At 63.0% G+C, this 18,314-nt stretch carries 17 protein-coding genes; 10 read left to right on the forward strand and 7 right to left on the reverse strand.

Annotated features, from left to right (window positions below):
* Positions 1-214: 214 nt before the first annotated feature.
* Complete coding sequence (locus RHM60_RS07785; RefSeq protein WP_322214139.1) at positions 215-1,000, forward strand: outer membrane protein OmpK; 786 nt, start codon at positions 215-217, stop codon at positions 998-1,000.
* On the opposite strand, the gene RHM60_RS07790 is transcribed toward RHM60_RS07785, so the two are convergent.
* Complete coding sequence (locus RHM60_RS07790; protein WP_209983375.1) at positions 997-2,133, reverse strand: patatin-like phospholipase family protein; 1,137 nt, start codon at positions 2,131-2,133, stop codon at positions 997-999. The two genes, RHM60_RS07785 and RHM60_RS07790, sit on opposite strands and share 4 nt — an antisense overlap.
* Before the next feature lie 30 nt (positions 2,134-2,163).
* Positions 2,164-3,099 (reverse strand): lipid A biosynthesis lauroyl acyltransferase, encoded by a 936-nt coding sequence (locus tag RHM60_RS07795; RefSeq protein ID WP_209983377.1) that lies wholly within the window; start codon positions 3,097-3,099, stop codon positions 2,164-2,166.
* Positions 3,100-3,217: 118 nt separating this feature from the next.
* On the opposite strand from RHM60_RS07795, the gene minC reads away from it, so the two are divergent.
* The 6 genes from minC to RHM60_RS07825 all read left to right on the forward strand — a co-directional run bounded on the left by minC (position 3,218) and on the right by RHM60_RS07825 (position 9,670).
* Entirely contained in the window at positions 3,218-3,955 is a 738-nt protein-coding gene (gene minC, locus RHM60_RS07800) for a septum site-determining protein MinC (RefSeq protein ID WP_231421603.1), read from the forward strand.
* Between the two features lie 199 nt (positions 3,956-4,154).
* Positions 4,155-4,967 carry a septum site-determining protein MinD gene (gene minD, locus RHM60_RS07805; protein ID WP_057008132.1) on the forward strand — a complete coding sequence of 271 codons (813 nt, stop codon included), beginning with the start codon at positions 4,155-4,157 and terminating at the stop codon, positions 4,965-4,967.
* Between the two features lie 3 nt (positions 4,968-4,970).
* Entirely contained in the window at positions 4,971-5,225 is a 255-nt protein-coding gene (gene minE / locus RHM60_RS07810) for a cell division topological specificity factor MinE (RefSeq protein ID WP_003175252.1), read from the forward strand.
* A 96-nt stretch (positions 5,226-5,321) separates the two neighbouring features.
* Positions 5,322-5,957 (forward strand): RluA family pseudouridine synthase, encoded by a 636-nt coding sequence (locus RHM60_RS07815; RefSeq protein WP_209983381.1) that lies wholly within the window; start codon positions 5,322-5,324, stop codon positions 5,955-5,957.
* Positions 5,958-6,064: 107 nt separating this feature from the next.
* Positions 6,065-7,354: a M18 family aminopeptidase gene (locus tag RHM60_RS07820; protein WP_209983383.1), complete on the forward strand. Its 1,290-nt coding sequence runs from the start codon at positions 6,065-6,067 to the stop codon at positions 7,352-7,354.
* 144 nt (positions 7,355-7,498) lie between these two features.
* Positions 7,499-9,670, forward strand: coding sequence for a mechanosensitive ion channel family protein (locus tag RHM60_RS07825; RefSeq protein ID WP_209983385.1), 2,172 nt, complete (start codon positions 7,499-7,501; stop codon positions 9,668-9,670).
* A 105-nt stretch (positions 9,671-9,775) separates the two neighbouring features.
* On the opposite strand, the gene RHM60_RS07830 is transcribed toward RHM60_RS07825, so the two are convergent.
* The 5 genes from RHM60_RS07830 to RHM60_RS07850 all read right to left on the reverse strand — a co-directional run bounded on the left by RHM60_RS07830 (position 9,776) and on the right by RHM60_RS07850 (position 14,752).
* Positions 9,776-9,997, reverse strand: coding sequence for an MbtH family protein (locus tag RHM60_RS07830; protein WP_057008136.1), 222 nt, complete (start codon positions 9,995-9,997; stop codon positions 9,776-9,778).
* 82 nt (positions 9,998-10,079) lie between these two features.
* A complete protein-coding gene (locus RHM60_RS07835) occupies positions 10,080-11,480 on the reverse strand; it encodes an aspartate aminotransferase family protein (protein WP_209983387.1) in 1,401 nt (466 codons plus the stop codon).
* A 368-nt stretch (positions 11,481-11,848) separates the two neighbouring features.
* Positions 11,849-12,616, reverse strand: a complete 768-nt coding sequence (locus RHM60_RS07840) for an N-acetylmuramoyl-L-alanine amidase (RefSeq protein WP_209983389.1) — start codon at positions 12,614-12,616, stop codon at positions 11,849-11,851.
* Positions 12,617-12,737: 121 nt separating this feature from the next.
* Entirely contained in the window at positions 12,738-14,060 is a 1,323-nt protein-coding gene (locus RHM60_RS07845; protein ID WP_322214140.1) for an ATP-binding protein, read from the reverse strand.
* On the reverse strand, positions 14,057-14,752 hold the full coding sequence (locus RHM60_RS07850; RefSeq protein ID WP_209983393.1) for a response regulator: 696 nt from the start codon (positions 14,750-14,752) through the stop codon (positions 14,057-14,059). Before RHM60_RS07850 ends, RHM60_RS07845 begins: the two co-directional genes overlap by 4 nt.
* 177 nt (positions 14,753-14,929) lie before the next feature.
* On the opposite strand from RHM60_RS07850, the gene dsbD reads away from it, so the two are divergent.
* The 3 genes from dsbD to dsbG are packed head-to-tail and all read left to right on the forward strand — an operon-like array spanning position 14,930 to position 18,236.
* A complete protein-coding gene (gene dsbD, locus RHM60_RS07855; protein ID WP_231421601.1) occupies positions 14,930-16,654 on the forward strand; it encodes a protein-disulfide reductase DsbD in 1,725 nt (574 codons plus the stop codon).
* Complete coding sequence (locus RHM60_RS07860; RefSeq protein ID WP_209983397.1) at positions 16,654-17,499, forward strand: TlpA disulfide reductase family protein; 846 nt, start codon at positions 16,654-16,656, stop codon at positions 17,497-17,499. Before dsbD ends, RHM60_RS07860 begins: the two co-directional genes overlap by 1 nt.
* Positions 17,475-18,236: a thiol:disulfide interchange protein DsbG gene (gene dsbG, locus RHM60_RS07865; protein WP_322214141.1), complete on the forward strand. Its 762-nt coding sequence runs from the start codon at positions 17,475-17,477 to the stop codon at positions 18,234-18,236. Before RHM60_RS07860 ends, dsbG begins: the two co-directional genes overlap by 25 nt.
* Positions 18,237-18,314 lie beyond the last annotated feature (78 nt).

Consider the following 18,314-nt stretch of genomic DNA (forward strand, 5'->3'; position numbering starts at 1 on the left):
ACCCAACCCGTGCGCCGCAACGGCGCACTTGAGCCAGGGTGCGCGAGTCAGTATTCTCCGCGCCCGCTCGAATTGATTGCCACTGCCTGCCTTGGCGCGGCTCTTGCTATCAGTATCAAAGCTGACCGATCAGACGATTTTTGCAGCAAACCCAAAGGCGCCACACCAGAGCGCCATTAGCAGAAACACACCACCTTAAACTCGGGAGCACCGAATGAAATCTACGTTCAAAGGCCTGATGCTGGCAGGATCCCTGCTGGCCGGCGGCCAGGCCATGGCCGATGATTTGCTGCAGTGGCAGAACAACAGCCTGACCTACCTGTGGGGCAAAAACTTTACGGTCAACCCACAGATCCAGCAAACCGTGACCTTCGAACATGCCGACGCCTGGAAGTACGGCGACAACTTCTTCTTCCTCGACCGCATCTTCTACAACGGCAAGGAAGACGGCAACGTCGGCCCGAATACCTACTACGGCGAGTTCAGCCCGCGCCTGTCATTCGGCAAGATTCTGGACAAGGACCTGTCGCTCGGCCCGATCAAGGACGTGTTGCTGGCCTTCACCTACGAGTTCGGCGAAGGCGATAACGAGTCCTACCTGCTCGGCCCGGCCTTTGATTTGAACGTCCCCGGCTTCGACTATTTCCAGCTGAACTTCTACCAGCGCCAGACCGAAGGCAATCGCCCGGGTGACGGTGTCTGGCAGATCACGCCGGTGTGGGCCTACACCCTGCCGGTGGGCAACTCGAACATCCTGATTGATGGTTTCATCGACTGGGTGGTGGACAACGACCGCAACGCCCGCGGCACTTACCACGCCAACCTGCACTTCAACCCGCAGGTAAAATACGACCTGGGCAAGGCGCTGCACTGGGGCGAGAAACAACTGTATGTCGGCTTTGAGTACGACTACTGGAAGAACAAGTACGGCATCGAAGATTCCGGCGCGTTCAAGACCACCCAGGACACGGCGAGCTTTTTGGTCAAATACCACTTCTAAACGTTGATTGCGGGCAGGCCGAGGAATCGGGTGATTTCCTCGCGCTTGGCCAACGCATCACGCCTGCCCAACTCAATCAACTCGCTGCAATAACCCGCTTCGAACAGCAAGTAACTCAACACCCCCGCCCCGCTCGTCTTCGTCGCCCCCGGCCCCTTCAGAAACACCCGCAGCGCCGCCGGCAATTCCTGGCGATGCCGCGCGGCAATTTCATCGATCGGCTGGCTGGGCGCGATCACCAGCACCTCCACTGCCGCAACGCCGGGCGCGGCATGACTGAACTGGTTCAAGCGCTCCAGCAACTCGATATCGCTCTCCAGGCTGTCGATGAACGTGCTGTTGAGCATATGCCCGCCGATCTGCGCCAGGGTCGGCTGCTGGCCGGTAAAACTGCGCGGCATCGACGGTTCATGACTGCGTAGATTACCGCTGACGCCCACCACCAGTACCCGGCTGGCGCCCAGGTGCAGGGCCGGACTGATCGGGGCGGATTGGCGCACCGCGCCGTCGCCGAAGTATTCCTGGTCGAGTTTTACCGGAGCGAACAGCAAGGGGATCGCGGAGCTTGCCAGCAGGTGCTCGACGGTCAGTTGCGTGGGGACGCCGATGCGCCGGTGGCGCAACCAGGCCTCAATGGTGCCGCCGCCCTGATAGAAGGTCACCGCTTGCCCGGACTCATAGCCAAAGGCTGTGACCGCAACCGCATGCAGGTGCTTGTTGCGGATCGCCTCATCGATGCCCGGCAAGTGCAGTTTGTCCTGCAACAGGTCGCGCAGGGGCGAACTGTCGAGCAACGCCACCGGACATTGCCGGCCAAGGCCGAGCAGGCTGTGGATGAAAAACCGACTGGCCTGGCGCATCACCCCGGGCCAGTCGCTGCGCACCACCTGATGGCTGCCAAAACCCTGCCAGAACGCCATAAGCCGTTGGATCGCCGCGCGAAAATCCATCGCGCCACTGGCCAGGCTCACCGCATTGATTGCCCCGGCCGAGGTGCCGACGATTACCGGAAACGGATTGGGCGCACCGGGCGGCAACAGTTCGGCAATCGCCGCCAGTACCCCCACCTGATAGGCTGCTCGCGCCCCGCCGCCGGAAAGAATCAAGCCTGTGACCGGTTCGGCTGAACGCATTGCATCACTCCATGTGGGGGAAAATGGCGGTTATCGACGGCGTTTTTCGTACAGTTTGGGCTCGCCCGGTGGCCGGCTCTTGAAGCGGCGGTGGGTCCACAAATATTGCTCGGGACATTCACTCACAGCAGCTTCGACCCACTGATTGATGCGCAGGCCGTCGACTTCATCGCTCTCACCGGGGAAGTCGGTCAATGGTGCGTGGATCACCAGACGATAGCCGCTGCCGTCGGCCAGACGCTCCTGGGTGAACGGCACCACCAGCGCCTTGCCCAGTTTGGCGAACTTGCTGGTGGCGGTGACGGTGGCGGCCTGGATGCCGAACAGTGGTACGAAAACGCTCTGCTTGGCGCCATAGTCCTGGTCCGGCGCGTACCAGATGGCGCGCCCGGCGCGCAGCAGCTTGAGCATGCCGCGCACGTCTTCACGCTCCACCGCCAGCGAGTCGAGGTTGTGCCGCTCGCGGCCACGGCGCTGGATATAGTCGAACAGCGGGTTGCCGTGCTCGCGGTACATACCGTCGATGGTGTGTTTCTGGCCGAGCAGGGCCGCGCCGATTTCCAGGGTGGTGAAGTGCAGGGCCATGAGGATGACGCCCTTGCCGTCCAGTTGCGCCTGCTTGAGGTGTTCAAGCCCTTCGACGTGAGCCAGACGCGCCAGGCGCTGGCGCGACCACCACCAGCTCATGGCCATTTCGAAAAAGGCGATGCCGGTGGAGGCGAAATTTTCCTTGAGCAGACGCTTGCGCTCCCGGGCGGACTTCTGCGGGAAGCACAGCTCGAGATTGCGCGCGGCAATGCGGCGACGCTCGCCGGCCACGCGGTACATGCCCGCACCCAGCAGGCGACCAATGGTCAACAGCGCCCGGTACGGCAATTGGGTGACCAGCCACAGCAGGCCGAGCCCCAGCCATAGCAGCCAAAAACGCGGGTGAAAAAATACAGCTCGAAAACGCGGGCGATCCATTACAGATTCCGGTAAAGACAGGGCCGCGCATTCTACAACGGTTCGACTCGGCTTGCGGCCAGTGGATGTTCTCGTTATAAGTCTCGACACTTTTCGTGACAAGCCGCTTTTGCCGACCATGAGCCAAACCGAACCGCTAGACCAAGATCCCGTGTTCCAGCTGAAAGGCAGCATGCTCGCCATCACCGTGCTGGAACTGGCCCGCAACGACCTCGACGCCCTGGACCGCCAGCTCGCCGCCAAGGTCGCCCTCGCGCCGAACTTCTTCAACAATGCCCCGCTGGTACTGGCTCTGGACAAACTGCCCGCCGGTCAGGGCGCTGTCGACCTGCCCGGCCTGATGCGCGTCTGCCGCTCCCACGGCTTGCGCACCCTGGCAATTCGCGCCAGCCGGATCGAAGACATTGCCGCGGCCATCGCAATTGAATTGCCAGTACTGCCACCGTCCGGCGCACGCGAGCGTCCGCTGGATCCAGGCGAAGGCGAGGTGAAGAAAAAACCGGAAAAACCGGCGGAACCGCTGATCAAGCCTACAAAGATCATCACCACCCCCGTACGCGGCGGGCAGCAGATTTACGCCCAGGGCGGCGACCTTGTTGTGGTCTCCTCGGTCAGTCCCGGCGCGGAACTTCTCGCCGATGGCAACATCCATGTATACGGTCCGATGCGCGGCCGTGCGCTCGCCGGCATCAAGGGTGATACCAGGGCCCGTATTTTCTGCCAGCAGTTGACCGCTGAGCTGGTATCCATCGCGGGTCAGTACAAGGTTGCCGAAGATTTACGCCGCGACCCGCTGTGGGGGGCCGGGGTACAGGTCAGCCTGTCGGGCGATGTGTTGAACATCACCCGTCTTTAACGGATACTGCCGCATTTTCCAAGCATCTCTAGACTCTGATAGCAAAGCGAAACCGGCAATACTTGCGTAGGAATAACTGAAAGTTGGCGTCCCCCGTGGAAACCGAGTCTTTTTCCTACACAGGCTGTCCGCCTGCAGCGAGTTTCAAGAGATGTTTTTCAGGGGCTGAAAAGTCCTTTTTCCTTAGGGGTGAAACACCTTGGCCAAGATTCTCGTGGTTACATCCGGCAAGGGTGGTGTGGGTAAGACCACCACCAGCGCCGCTATCGGTACCGGCCTCGCACTGCGCGGCCACAAGACAGTCATCGTCGACTTCGACGTCGGTTTGCGTAACCTCGACCTGATCATGGGTTGCGAGCGCCGCGTGGTGTATGACTTCGTCAACGTGGTAAACGGCGAAGCCAACCTGCAACAGGCCCTGATCAAGGACAAGCGTCTTGAGAACCTGTACGTGCTGGCCGCCAGCCAGACCCGTGACAAGGACGCGCTGACCAAGGAAGGCGTAGGCAAAGTCCTCGCCGAACTGAAGGAAACCTTCGAATACGTGGTGTGCGACTCCCCGGCCGGTATCGAAACCGGTGCTCACCTGGCGATGTACTTCGCCGATGAAGCCATCGTGGTCACCAACCCGGAAGTGTCGTCGGTACGTGACTCGGACCGCATGCTCGGCCTGCTGGCCAGCAAGTCCCAGCGCGCCGAGAAAGGCGAAGAGCCGATCAAGGAACACCTGCTGCTCACCCGCTACAACCCTGAGCGCGTCAGCAATGGCGAAATGCTCGGCGTGGAAGACGTCAAGGACATCCTCGCGGTGACGCTGCTGGGTGTGATCCCGGAGTCCCAGGCGGTGCTGAAGGCGTCCAACCAGGGCGTGCCGGTGATTCTCGATGACCAGAGCGACGCCGGCCAGGCCTACAGCGATGCGGTTGACCGCCTGTTGGGCAAGACCGTTGACCATCGCTTCCTCGACGTCAAGAAGAAGGGATTCTTCGAGCGTATCTTTGGAGGCAATTGAACAATGAAATTTCTCGACTTCTTTCGCGCCAACAAAAAGCCAAGTACCGCGTCGGTCGCGAAAGAGCGTCTACAGATCATCGTGGCGCACGAACGCGGCCAACGCAGCACCCCGGATTACCTGCCGGCCTTGCAGAAGGAACTGGTTGAAGTGATCCGCAAGTACGTCAATATCGGCAACGATGACGTGCATGTCGCCCTGGAAAACGACGGCAGTTGCTCGATTCTGGAACTCAATATCACCCTGCCTGATCGTTGATCGAACAGGCGGCCGCTGCGGCGGCTCGGTCACCTTGATCCCTGTAGGGGAACCGGGTGGTCGAGCCGCCGTTGGCGTTTGTTACGAGGCTGTTTAATGCCGCTGTCCAACATCCATATCCTGCATCAGGATGCCGCCGTCCTGGTGGTCAACAAACCTACCCTGCTGCTCTCGGTGCCCGGTCGGGCCGACGACAACAAAGACTGCCTGATCACCCGCCTGCAGGAAAACGGCTACCCCGAAGCGCGCATTGTGCATCGCCTGGACTGGGAAACCTCGGGGATCATCCTGCTGGCGCGGGACGCGGATTCCCATCGCGAACTGTCTCGCCAGTTTCACGACCGCGAAACAGAAAAAGCCTACACCGCCCTGGCCTGGGGCCAGCCGGCACTGGACAGCGGCAGCATCGACCTGCCCCTGCGCTATGACCCGCCGACCAAGCCGCGCCACGTGGTGGACCACGAATTCGGCAAGCACGCGCTGACCTTCTGGAAGGTGCTGGAACGTTGCGGCGACTGGTGCCGCGTGGAGCTGACACCCATCACCGGGCGCTCGCACCAGTTGCGCGTGCACATGCTCTCGATTGGCCATCCGTTGCTGGGCGATGGCCTGTACGCCCATGAACAGGCCCTGGCCGCATGGCCGCGCCTGTGCCTGCACGCGAGCATGTTGAGCTTTACGCATCCGCAGAGCGGCGAGCGGCTGCGCTTCGAGTGCCCCGCCCCGTTCTAAAGCTGCCAATGCATTAAAAATGTGGGAGGGGGCTTGCTCCCACATTTGTACTGTGCACTTCTGACAATCGGACGGTAAACTCCGCGCACTGCTGTCTGGAGCTATTTATGCGCGAAGCGTTGAATCAAGGCCTGATCGACTTTCTCAAGGCCTCCCCTACTCCCTTTCATGCCACTGCCGCCCTCGCCCAGCGTCTGGAAGCGGCCGGCTACCAGCGTCTCGACGAGCGCGACACCTGGGCCACCGAGGCCAACGGTCGCTACTACGTCACCCGTAACGACTCCTCGATCATCGCCTTCAAGCTCGGCCGTCAGTCGCCGCTGCAGGACGGCATCCGCATGGTCGGCGCCCACACCGACAGCCCGTGCCTGCGCGTCAAGCCTCAGCCCGAGTTGCAACGCCAGGGTTTCTGGCAGTTGGGCGTGGAAGTCTACGGCGGCGCACTGTTGGCACCGTGGTTCGACCGCGACCTGTCGCTGGCCGGCCGCGTGACCTTCCGCCGCGACGGCAAGGTCGAGAGCCAATTGATCGACTTCAAGCTGCCGATTGCCATCATTCCCAACCTGGCCATTCACCTGAACCGGGAAGCCAACCAGGGCTGGGCGATCAATGCCCAGACCGAACTGCCACCGATCCTTGCGCAGTTTGCCGGTGACGAGCGTGTGGACTTTCGCGCCGTGCTCACCGATCAACTGGCCCGCGAACACGGCTTGAACGCCGATGTGGTGCTTGACTACGAGCTGAGTTTCTACGACACCCAAAGCGCGGCCGTGATTGGCCTGCACGGCGACTTCATCGCCGGCGCGCGCCTGGACAACCTGCTGTCGTGCTACGCCGGCCTGCAGGCCCTGCTCACCAGCGACAGCGACGAAACCTGCGTGCTGGTGTGCAACGACCACGAAGAAGTCGGCTCCTGCTCGGCCTGCGGTGCCGATGGCCCGATGCTCGAGCAGACCCTGCGCCGCCTGTTGCCCGAAGGCGAAGCGTTCGTGCGCACCCTCCAGAAATCACTGCTGGTGTCGGCGGACAACGCCCACGGCGTGCACCCCAACTATGCGGAAAAGCACGATGCCAACCACGGTCCCAAGCTCAATGCCGGCCCGGTGATCAAAGTCAACAGCAACCAGCGCTATGCCACCAACAGCGAAACCGCAGGCTTCTTCCGCCACCTGTGCATGGCCCAGGAAGTGCCGGTGCAGAGCTTCGTGGTGCGCAGCGACATGGGCTGCGGCTCGACCATCGGCCCGATCACTGCCAGTCACCTGGGCGTGCGCACCGTGGACATCGGCCTGCCGACATTCGCCATGCATTCGATCCGCGAGCTGTGCGGCAGCCATGACCTGGCGCATCTGGTGAAGGTACTCGGCGCGTTCTACAGCAGTCGCGACCTGCCCTGATGTGGAAGGGGGCTTGCCCCCTCCCTCAGAGGTTCTGTGTGCACCTGACCTGCACTGTCGTGCACAAGACTTTCGCCAAACTGGCCGAATGCCGCGTGCAATCGTACACTCGGGCCACTCGTCGTTTTCAAGGTTGACCGCCTCGTGCTTTCCCGTCTGTTTGCCCTGCCCTGCTACCTGTTGATCGCCCTGCTCACTCTGCTGCCGCTCTCACCTGCGCAGGCCGTGGGCCTGCCCGGCCTGCTGGGCAGCGGCACCAAGACCCAACCCCAGGCAGAAGTGCCGCTGGGCCAGTCGCTGGACGAGGTGATCAAGACCCTCGAAAACGACCAGCAGCGCACCCAACTGCTGAGCGATCTGAAGAAACTGCGTGCCGCCACGCAAAAGGCCCAGCCGGCGGCCGAGCAAGGCGTGCTGGGGTTGATCGGCAGTACGTTGACGGGCCTCGAATCACAGTTTTCCGGGGCTGACAGCCCGCTGGGACGCTGGTCCAGTGAAGTCGACCAGGCCAGGGACGAATTGAGCGCCCTGATGCTGCCGGCCACTGAATGGCTGCCGATCATCTTTGGTTTCGCCTTGATCCTTGCGCTGTGGAGCCTGTTGGCTGCCGCGCTGATCTGGCTGAGCCACCGCCTGCGCGAGCGCTTTGGCCTGCCCGAGGAACTGCCGCAACACCCGCGCACCTGGGACATGCTGCGCTTCGCCCTGCGCAAGCTCGGCCCGTGGCTGATCGCACTGGTGATCACCGTGTACCTGAGCTACGCGCTGCCCTCGTCGCTGGGTAAATCCCTGGCGATGGTGCTGGCCTATGCGTTGGTGGTGGGCACCTGTTTCTCGGCGATCTGCGTGATTGCCTTTTCCCTGCTCGATGGCCCGCATCGCCATCGCGCGCTGTACATCCTGCGCCACCAGGCCTTCCGCCCGTTGTGGCTGATCGGCAGTTTCGCTGCGTTCGGCGAAGCCTTGAGCGACCCACGCATGATGCAGGCCCTCGGACAGCACCTGGCCCATACCGCCGCGACCGTGGCGAATGTGATGGCCGCGCTGTCCACCGGCGTGTTTATCCTGCGCTTTCGCCGGCCGATTGCGCACCTGATCCGCAACCAGCCGCTGTCGCGCCGCCTTAATCGCCGCGCCATCAGCGACACCCTGTCGATCATCGGCTCGTTCTGGTATCTCCCGGCACTGCTGCTGGTGGGCATCTCGCTGTTCGCCACGTTCCTGTCTGCCGGCGACACCAGCACCGCCCTGCGCCAATCGCTGCTGTGCACGGTGTTGCTGGTGTTGTGCATGGTCATCAACGGTCTGGTGCGCCGCCACGCCCTCAAGCCGATGCGCGGGCACAAGCGCCATGCGCTGTACTCCGAGCGCCTGAAAAACTTCGTCTACACCCTGGCCCACCTCGCGGTGTGGCTGGTGTTCATCGAACTGGGCCTGCGGGTATGGGGCCTGTCGCTGATTCGCTTTACCGAAGGCGACGGCCATGAAATCAGCGTCAAGCTGTTCGGCCTGGGCGGCACGCTGCTGTTTGCCTGGCTGATCTGGATCCTCAGCGACACCGCGATCCATCACGCCCTGACCCGCTCGCGCAAGGGCCTGGCCAATGCGCGTGCGCAGACCATGATGCCGTTGATCCGCAACGTGCTGTTCGTGACCATCTTCATCATCGCTGCCATCGTCGCCCTGGCGAACATGGGCATGAACGTCACGCCACTGCTGGCCGGTGCCGGTGTGATCGGCCTGGCCATCGGTTTTGGCGCGCAGTCGCTGGTGGCGGACCTGATCACCGGCTTGTTCATCATCATCGAAGACTCCCTGGCCATCGATGACTACGTGGACGTCGGCGGCCATCTCGGCACCGTCGAGGGCCTGACCATCCGCACCGTGCGCCTGCGCGACATCGACGGTATCGTGCACACCATCCCGTTCAGCGAAATCAAAAGCATCAAGAACTACTCGCGGGAGTTCGGCTACGCGATCTTCCGTGTGGCGATCCCCTACAACATGGAAATCGACGACGCGATCAAGCTGATGCGCGACGTCGGCCAAAAGATGCGCAACGACCCGCTGCAACGGCGCAATATCTGGTCGCCGCTGGAGATTCAGGGGGTGGAGAGTTTCGAGTCGGGCAGCGCGATCCTGCGCGCGCGGTTCAAGACCGCGCCGATCAAACAATGGGAGGTGTCGCGAGCGTTCAACCTGGCGCTCAAGCGGCAGCTGGACGAGGCCGGAATGGATCTGGCGACGCCGCGCTTGAGTGTGCAGGTGGTGACGGCGGGATTGGAAAAAGACAAGTCGCAAGGCAGCACGAATTAAAGGTTGGGGGGGCTTGCTCCCGATGGCTGAGTGTCAGCCGCTGCATGCATTGCTGACCCATCGCTATCGGGAGCAAGCCCCCTCCCATATTTTGATCTGTGGTGCCTAGGCCAACGCGGCGCCATCCATCTTCTGGCGCAGGCTCAACGGGCGCATGTCGGTCCAGGTTTCTTCGATGTACGCCAGGCACTCCTTCTTGAAGCCGCTCTTGCCCACAGTGCGCCAGCCTTCCGGCACGGCTTTGTAGTCAGGCCAGATGGAATACTGTTCTTCGTGGTTGACCACTACCTGAAACAGGATGTCGTCGCGGTCAAATACTGAGGTCATTGCTGTTCTCCATCGCTCAAAGGCTGGCTGCGCACCACGCGCAGCGCTGATATCTGTAGAAACGTACCGGCCGTGGAAAAAATTAGAGGCCGGCGACGGCCGCTGCCAGGGCGCGGCCGAAGAGGTCGGCAACGCGGTCGACCTCGGCAGCGGTAATCACCAGCGGCGGCAGAAAGCGCACCACGCTGCCATGGCGCCCGCCCAGTTCCAGGATCAGCCCACGCTTGAGGCATTCGCGCTGCACCAGCGGCGCCAACTCGCGATGCACCGGCGGATGGCCCTGGCTATCGGGCGCACCAAGTGGGTCGACCAGCTCCACCCCCAGCATCAGCCCGCGGCCGCGAATATCGCCCAGGTGCGGGTAATCGCGCTGCAGGATGCGCAAGTGCTCGCCGAGGCGCTCGCCCATCGCCGTCGCGTGGGCCGGCAGGTCGTGTTCCTTGAGGTAGCGCATCACCGCCGACCCTGCCGCCATGGCCATCTGATTACCGCGAAACGTACCGGCATGGGCGCCCGGCAGCCAGGTGTCGAGCCAGTCGCGATACACCACCACCGCCAGCGGCAGGCTGCCGCCGATGGCCTTGGACAGCACCACCACGTCCGGGATGATGCCTGCGTGTTCAAAGGCGAACATCTTGCCGGTGCGGCCAAAACCGCTCTGGATTTCATCGACAATCAACGCGACCCCTGCCTGCTGGGTGATGCGGCGCAAGCCACGCAGCCAGTCGAGATCGGCCGGGATCACACCGCCTTCGCCCTGCACCACTTCGACAATCACCGCCGCCGGCAGCAGCACCCCGGCTTCGGGATCGTTGAGCAAATTCTCCAGGTAATGCAGGTTGACCCGCACACCCTCCGCGCCACCCAGGCCGAACGGGCAACGGTAGTCATAGGGATAAGGCAGAAATTGCACGCCATTGCCGAGCAACGCACCCAAGGGTTTTTTCGGCCCCAGGCTGCCCATCAGGCTCAGCGCACCCTGGCTCATGCCGTGGTAACCGCCCTGGAACGACAGCACCGTGCTGCGCCCGGTGGCGGTGCGCACCAGCTTCAACGCCGCTTCCACCGCATCAGTGCCGGTGGGGCCGCAGAACTGGATTTTCGCTTCCCGCGCCAGCTCGGCCGGCAGCAGCCCGAACAGGTCCTGCACGAACTGATCCTTGACCGGCGTGGTGAGGTCCAGGGTGTGCAATGGCAACTCATCGGCCAGCACCTGCTGGATCGCCTCGATCACCACCGGGTGGTTATGCCCCAACGCCAGCGTGCCGGCGCCGGCCAGGCAATCGATGAAGCTGCGGCCCTCAACGTCTTCCACGTAGATACCCTTGGCCCGCTTGAGCGCCAGAGGAATGCGCCGGGGGTAACTGCGCGCGTTGGATTCCTGTTGGCGCTGGCGGGCCAGGAGTGGGGTTTCGTCGAACTGGTAGAGCGTTTCGGCGGGGTGCGCCGGGGTGGTTTCGATACGGCTGGTAGCGACTGACATCTTTCGAATCCCTCAATACGCTGTTTGGTTGCTTGAGTTGGAGACGCTTGAGGGTGGGGGGATTTAGGGGCTTTTTCGGTTAGTTGGGTGTATATCCCGCTCTTGCCCCACCACTCGGCACCTCGCCTGCGTGCGGCCAGCGTGGTTGACGGGGCGCCTGAGATCAAAAGCCGTGTGATATCCATCAGACCAATGGAGATCCAAATGTGGGAGGGGCTTGCTCCCGATGGCAGTGGGTCAGCGACCAATAAGCTGACTGACACTCAGCCATCGGGAGCAAGCCCCCTCCCCCATTTTGTCTTCGAAGTGAACCGCCGCAAGGGCGGCCCCCTAAGCCGCCGTGACCTGAATAACGGATATACCCCCCATCAAAGCCCCCGATACTTCTCATTCAGGGCATACAAAATCGCACACGTCTCAGCATCCAAAACCCCACCATAATCCCGCCCCCGAAAATGCATCTGAAACGCCCGCGTCCGAAGCTCAAACCCCTGACGATTCGCCGCCGCCTTGTAGCCATACCGCTGAAACGCCCGCTCCAACTCCACCTCCGGCGGCAACCCGAGGTTGAAACGCCGCAGATACATTCTGCGGGTCGCCTCATCAAACCAGGCACCCACCCCCGCCTCGAACAAACACCGCCACGGCAACTGCGGCCCTGGATCACTCTTGCGCCAATACGCCACATCCGAATGCCCAAGAATGTCGGTCGGCCCCATCTGTGGGTACCGCCCAAGCACATCGCGCACCAGCGCAATCAATGCCTGCACTTGCTCCGGCGCATACGCAGGAAACGTGAACACCCCCTTGTCATCCCGCGCCAGGTTGACGATCTCCACACCAATCGAACGACTGTTGAGGTTGTCCCGCCCACCCCAATGGCTCACCCCGGCATGCCACGCCCGTTGGTCTTCCTCTACCAGGCGAAACACGCGCAACTCGTCATACCCGGCGCAGCGATAGCCGGATTCGTTCGGGTCGGGCAACAGGTAGTGGGCGCTCACCCCATCCTGGGTCAGGGTGCGCAACGAGGAGGCAAACGGCGCGGCGGTGTAGTGCAGGATTACCTGCTGCACCTGCTCGCCGTTGCGCTGATTGAAACCCGTGGCGGGGAAACTGCTGTCAATGACCAACATAAGAACCATCCTTTTCAATACAGGCCGAATCGTTCAGCCCGTTCAAGCGCAAAAAAATTACCGCCATCCTGAAGGCTTGAACCCCAGGATGGCGGTAACTATCTGGCACCTGAAAAAACAATCAACGCCGCAGCGGCATGCCCAGTTCGACACGCAAACCATCCGGCTGGCTGTCGAATTTCAGTGAGCAGGAACAGCGCTGCACGATCGCCTGCACGATTGCCAGGCCCAGGCCACAGCCTTCGCTGTTGCCGTTGCGCCAGAAGCGCTGGGTCAGGTACTGCAGGTCTTCGCTGGATATCTGCTTGCCATGGTCACGCACGCGAAAGATCACGCAGTCGTCGGCGGTCAGCACACTGAGTTCCACGCGGGTATCCGCCGGAGTATGGCGCAGGGCATTGTCGAGCAGGTTGCGCAGCGCGGCGACCGCCAGGCCCACCGGCATTTCCACCGGGGCGGCCGAGAGGTTGTCCGGCAGGATCAGGTCGATACGCCTGTTGTCACCGGCATTCGCATCCTGGATCGCCAGCCTGGCGACCTCTTCGGCGCTGGACTGCACGCCATCGTCGAACGACAGGCTGCCCTCCACCCGCGCCAGCAGCAGCAATTGCTCGAGGGTGCGGTGCAGGCGGTCGGCGCCTGCCTCGGCATGGGCCAGCGACTGGTCGCGGGCCGCACCATCGGTCATGCGGGCCACTTGCAGGTGGGTCTTGATCGCCGTCAGCGGGCTGCGCAGCTCGTGGGCGGCGTCGCCGGTGAGGCGGCGCTCACGCTCGATGGTCTTGGCAATACGCTGCAACAGTTGGTTCTGCGTGTCGAGCAGCGGTTTGAGTTCGCTGGGCAACGGGTGAATCTGCAACGGCTCGAGGGAGTCGGCACTGCGCCGCATCAAGGCATCACGCATACGATTGAGCGGCAGCAGGCTCTGGCCGATGCCCAGCCATAACAGGCACAGACACCCCAGCATCGCCGCACCCACCGGCACCGAGGCCGCCAGCAGGATCGACGTGTTCAACGCTTCGCGCTCCGCATGGCGGTCGGCGGTGGTGATCAACAGGTCGCCACGGCTGAGGGTAAAACTGCGCCAGGCCACGCCGTCGATCAGCTGGTCACGAAAGCCGCTCTGGTGCGACTCCAGGCCCTCATCCGGGGTGGTGTGGCTGCGCGCGAGGACTTCCCCGCGCAAGGAGCTGACCTGACAGGCCATGCCACCGGGCACATGCAGGTGTTCGGCGCTGAAACGCGCGCCGCCACTGACACTGGCCAGGCCCGGCATCTGCTCGGTCAGCCCCGCCACCATGCGCGCCGATGCGACCAGACGCTGGTCGAGGGAAAACATCATCTGGTTACGCAGGTCGTTGAGCATCCAGGTCGCCGCCAGCGCCCAGATCAACACAAAAGCAGCGCCCAGCTTGAACGTCAGGCGCAGGCGCAGGCTTTTCACGAAACCTTCTCTCCCTCATCAGGGCGACCTTCATCGGCAGCGCCCAAACGATAGCCAAGGCCACGCACCGTCTCGACGATGCCATTGCCCAATTTGCGCCGCAGGTGATGGATATGCACATTGAGCGCGTTGCTTTCCAGCTCGTCGCTGAAACCGTAGACGCTGTCCTTGAGCTGTTCGCTGGAAAGCACCCGGCCCTTGTTGTGCAGCAGGGCCTGCAACAATGCCTGCTCGCGGCGCGACAGGTCCACCGGCTGGCCGCCAAGGAAAGTCTCGCGGCTGCTGGGGTCGTAGGCCAGGCGGCCATGTTCGATCAGGTTGACGCTGCGCCCCGCCACCCGGCGCAGCAGGGTTTGCAGGCGGGCGGCGAGTTCACGCAGGTCGAAAGGTTTGAGCAGGTAGTCGTCGGCACCCGCTTGCAGGCCGTCGACACGGTTGGTCACCGAATCCCGTGCGGTGAGGATCAGCACCGGGATTTCCAGGCCCTGGCTGCGCTGTTGCTGCAGCAGCTTGAGACCGTCTTCGTCGGGCAGGCCAAGGTCGAGCACCATGATGTCGAACGCTGCTGCCTTGAGCATCGCCCGCGCCGCGCCGGCGCTCGCCACGCGCTCCACGGTGAAGCCCTGGGCGGTGAGACCGGCCACGATGCCGCTGGCGATCAGTTCATCGTCTTCACAGACCAGTACGTGCATGCTGAACCCTTCATGAAAGATGGCGTGATTAGAGAATGCAGGGATTAAGCGCGCATTATGCCGCCAATGTTGGCAACACCCGCTGATCCGTACACTCTAGAATAGCGCCCGGTTAATCATCGGTTAATCAACGCCACACATTGTGTGCCTCAACTTGTACGGGATTAAGGCTTGACCATGCGGCATCTGTTTACCTTTTTGCTGGTAATGCTTGCGGGATTGGCCCAGGCCTCGCCTGGCAACCCTTTCGACACCAAACCCGATTTCCTCCCGGTGGGCAAGGCGTTCACCTTTACTTCCGAGCGCCTGGAAAGTGGCGAGACCCAGCTGTATTGGCAGATTGCCGACGGTTATTACCTGTACCAGCAACGCATGAAGTTCGAAGGCCTCGCCGAAAAGCCGACGCTGCCCAAGGGCGAGGCCCATAGCGACGAGTTCTTCGGCGAGCAGGAGGTGTATCGCCAGGGCCTGGAAGTGAAGATCCCCGCCGGTGCCACCGGCCAGCTCAAGCTCGGCTGGCAGGGCTGCGCCGATGCGGGCCTGTGCTACCCGCCGCAATCGATCACCGTCGACCTGGGCGGCAACCCGGCCGTAGCCGCCACCGCCCAGGCTCAGGACCAGAGCCTGGCCAGCGGCCTGCAAGAGCGCAGCCTGGGCTGGAGTGTGCTGGCGTTCTTCGGCCTGGGCCTGTTGCTGGCGTTTGCCCCGTGTTCATTGCCGATGCTGCCGATTCTTGCCGGGCTGGTGGTGGGCAGTGGCGCCAGCCCACGTCGTGGCCTGGCCCTGGCCGGCAGCTACGTGGTGTGCATGGCGCTGGTGTATGCCGCGCTGGGCGTGCTGGCCGCACTCGCCGGCGCCAACCTCGCTGCGTTGTTGCAAACCCCGTGGATCCTCGGCAGTTTCGCCGCCCTGTTTGTGATCCTCGCCCTGCCGATGTTCGGCTTCTTTGAACTGCAATTGCCGACCTTCCTGCGTGACCGCCTGGACAACGCCAGCCGCCAGCAAAGCGGTGGCAGCCTGGTGGGCGCCGGCATCCTCGGCGCCTTGTCCGGGCTGCTGGTGGGCCCGTGCATGACTGCGCCACTGGCCGGCGCGCTGCTCTATATCGCCCAGAGCGGCAATGCGCTGCATGGCGGTCTGATCCTGTTCGCCATGGGCATCGGCATCGGTGTGCCGCTGTTGCTGCTGGTGACCGTGGGCAACCGCTTCCTGCCCAAGCCGGGCACCTGGATGAACGTGCTCAAGGGCATCTTCGGTTTCCTGTTTCTGGGCACGGCCGTGCTGATGATTCGCCCGGTGGTCGGCGACAGCCTGTGGCTTGGCCTGTGGGGCGCACTGGCGCTGGTGATGGCCTACTGCGGCTGGGGCCTGGCCCGTGAATACGGCCTGGCCGCCAAGGTATTTGGCGCCGGCTCCGTGGTGCTGGGCCTGTGGGGTGCGGTACTGGTGGTGGGTGCAGCCGGTGGCAGCGACGACCTGTGGCAACCGTTGAGCGTCTACAGCGGCTCGCGCGCCGCTACCGCCGAGGCACACGACGCCTTCACCACGATCAACGACCCGGTCGCCCTGCAAAATCAGCTCGACAGCGCCAGGGCCCAGGGCCAGTGGGTGCTGGTGGACTACTACGCCGACTGGTGCGTGTCGTGCAAGATCATGGAAAAACAGGTGTTCGGCAACGCCGAGGTGATGCAGGCCCTCAAGGACGTGCGCCTGCTGCGCCTGGACGTCACCGCCGACAACGCCGCCAGCCGCGAACTGCTCGGCCGCTACAAGGTGCCGGGGCCGCCAAGCTTCGTGTGGATCGGCCCCGACGGTGAAGAGCGCCGCGCCCGGCGCATCACCGGTGAAGTCGACGCCGACGCCTTCCTGCAACGCTGGACTCAGACCCGGGACGCCCGCTGATGCTGACCCTGACCATCGGCACCTTCGCCATCGCGCTGAATCACATCCTGCTGATCAGCGCGCTGATTCTCGCCACCCTGGTGGGCTGGCGTGTGGCCAAGCGTGGCGGTGAGAACCCCGAGTCGGTGCTGTTCAGCCTGTTTCTGCTGGGCATGCTCGCGGCGCGGGTGAGCTTCGTGCTGATGTACTGGAGTGACTATCGCAGCGACTGGCTGCAGATGGTTGACCTGCGCGACGGCGGTTTTCTCGCCTGGCCCGGCATCATCGCGCTGGTGCTTGCCGCCCTCGCCTACGGCTGGCGCCGCCCGGCCCTGCGCAAGCCGCTGAGCGCCGGCGTCATCACCGGGCTGTTGTTCTGGGGCATCACCAGCCTGTCGCTGAACCTCTACGACAAGGGTTCGCAACTGCCCTCGATCACCCTGCGCACTGCCGATGGCCAGGAGGTGCAACTTGCCGATTACAAGGGCGGCCCGCTGGTGATCAACCTGTGGGCCACCTGGTGCCCGCCGTGCCGTCGCGAAATGCCGGTGCTGGAACGCGCGCAACACCAACGTCCCGACGTGACGTTCCTGTTCGTCAACCAGGCCGAAAGCATGCAAAGCGTCAGCACCTTCCTGGCCACCCAGGGCCTGACCCTCGATAACGTGCTATTCGATGCCAGCGGCCGTCTCGGCCAGGCCGTGGGCTCCATGGCCTTGCCGACCACCTTGTTCTACCAAGCCGATGGGCGCCTGATCAACAGCCACCTGGGCGAGTTGTCCCAAGCCAGCCTGGCCCGCGCCATGGAACCCTTCGACACTGCACCGCAAAGGAAACCGACATGTCAAGCCTCCGCCACCTGCTGACCCTGCTGCCGCTGACGCTCGCGGCCACCCTGGCCCAGGCCGAAGACTGGCCGGCCCCGATCAAACAGATCGAAGCCAAGGGCGCAAAGATCCTCGGCACGTTCGACGCCCCCAGCGGCCTGACCGGCTACGCCGCGCAATACCAGAACCGCGGGATGGCCCTGTACCTGACCGCCGACGGCAACAGCGTGCTCGCCGGCAACCTGTACGACGCACAGGGCAATGACCTGAGCAGCGCGCCCCTGGAAAAACTGGTGTACGCGCCGATGGCCAAGGAAGTCTGGGCCAAGATGGAAAAAAGCAGTTGGATCCAGGATGGCGACAAAAACGCGCCGCGCACCGTTTACCTGTTCAGCGACCCCAACTGCCCGTACTGCAACATGTTCTGGGAGCAGGCACGCCCGTGGGTAAACGCCGGCAAGGTGCAGTTGCGCCACATCATGGTCGGGATTATTCGCGAGGACAGCCCCGGAAAATCCGCGGCCCTGTTCGCCGCCAAGGATCCGCAAAAAGCCTTGGAGGAACACGAGGCTGCCGGCAAGGCCAGCAAGTTGCAGGCGCTGGACAAAATCCCGGCCACTATCGAGGCCAAGCTCGACGCCAACATGAAGCTGATGGAAGAGCTGGAGTTATCGGCAACGCCGGCGATTTTCTACCTGGATGACAAAGGCGGCCTGCAACAACAGCAAGGCGCCCCGTCGCCGGACAAGTTGGCGAAGATACTTGGGCCCAAATAGGCGGCGTCCGGGCTGACGCTATCGGGAGCCAGCCAGCTCCCACACTTGACTGTATTCACACATCAAATGTAGGAGCTG

This window comes from Pseudomonas sp. MH9.3, assembly GCF_034354675.1.
Classification (GTDB): domain Bacteria; phylum Pseudomonadota; class Gammaproteobacteria; order Pseudomonadales; family Pseudomonadaceae; genus Aquipseudomonas.

Coding starts and splice junctions, on each gene's coding strand:
- RHM60_RS07785 (WP_322214139.1), top strand. CDS start 215: ATGAAATCTACGTTCAAAGGCCTGATGCTGGCAGGATCCCTGCTGGCC.
- RHM60_RS07790 (WP_209983375.1), bottom strand. CDS start 2,133: ATGCGTTCAGCCGAACCGGTCACAGGCTTGATTCTTTCCGGCGGCGGG.
- RHM60_RS07795 (WP_209983377.1), bottom strand. CDS start 3,099: ATGGATCGCCCGCGTTTTCGAGCTGTATTTTTTCACCCGCGTTTTTGG.
- minC (WP_231421603.1), top strand. CDS start 3,218: ATGAGCCAAACCGAACCGCTAGACCAAGATCCCGTGTTCCAGCTGAAA.
- minE (WP_003175252.1), top strand. CDS start 4,971: ATGAAATTTCTCGACTTCTTTCGCGCCAACAAAAAGCCAAGTACCGCG.
- RHM60_RS07815 (WP_209983381.1), top strand. CDS start 5,322: ATGCCGCTGTCCAACATCCATATCCTGCATCAGGATGCCGCCGTCCTG.
- RHM60_RS07820 (WP_209983383.1), top strand. CDS start 6,065: ATGCGCGAAGCGTTGAATCAAGGCCTGATCGACTTTCTCAAGGCCTCC.
- RHM60_RS07830 (WP_057008136.1), bottom strand. CDS start 9,997: ATGACCTCAGTATTTGACCGCGACGACATCCTGTTTCAGGTAGTGGTC.
- RHM60_RS07835 (WP_209983387.1), bottom strand. CDS start 11,480: ATGTCAGTCGCTACCAGCCGTATCGAAACCACCCCGGCGCACCCCGCC.
- RHM60_RS07840 (WP_209983389.1), bottom strand. CDS start 12,616: ATGTTGGTCATTGACAGCAGTTTCCCCGCCACGGGTTTCAATCAGCGC.
- RHM60_RS07850 (WP_209983393.1), bottom strand. CDS start 14,752: ATGCACGTACTGGTCTGTGAAGACGATGAACTGATCGCCAGCGGCATC.
- dsbD (WP_231421601.1), top strand. CDS start 14,930: ATGCGGCATCTGTTTACCTTTTTGCTGGTAATGCTTGCGGGATTGGCC.
- RHM60_RS07860 (WP_209983397.1), top strand. CDS start 16,654: ATGCTGACCCTGACCATCGGCACCTTCGCCATCGCGCTGAATCACATC.
- dsbG (WP_322214141.1), top strand. CDS start 17,475: ATGTCAAGCCTCCGCCACCTGCTGACCCTGCTGCCGCTGACGCTCGCG.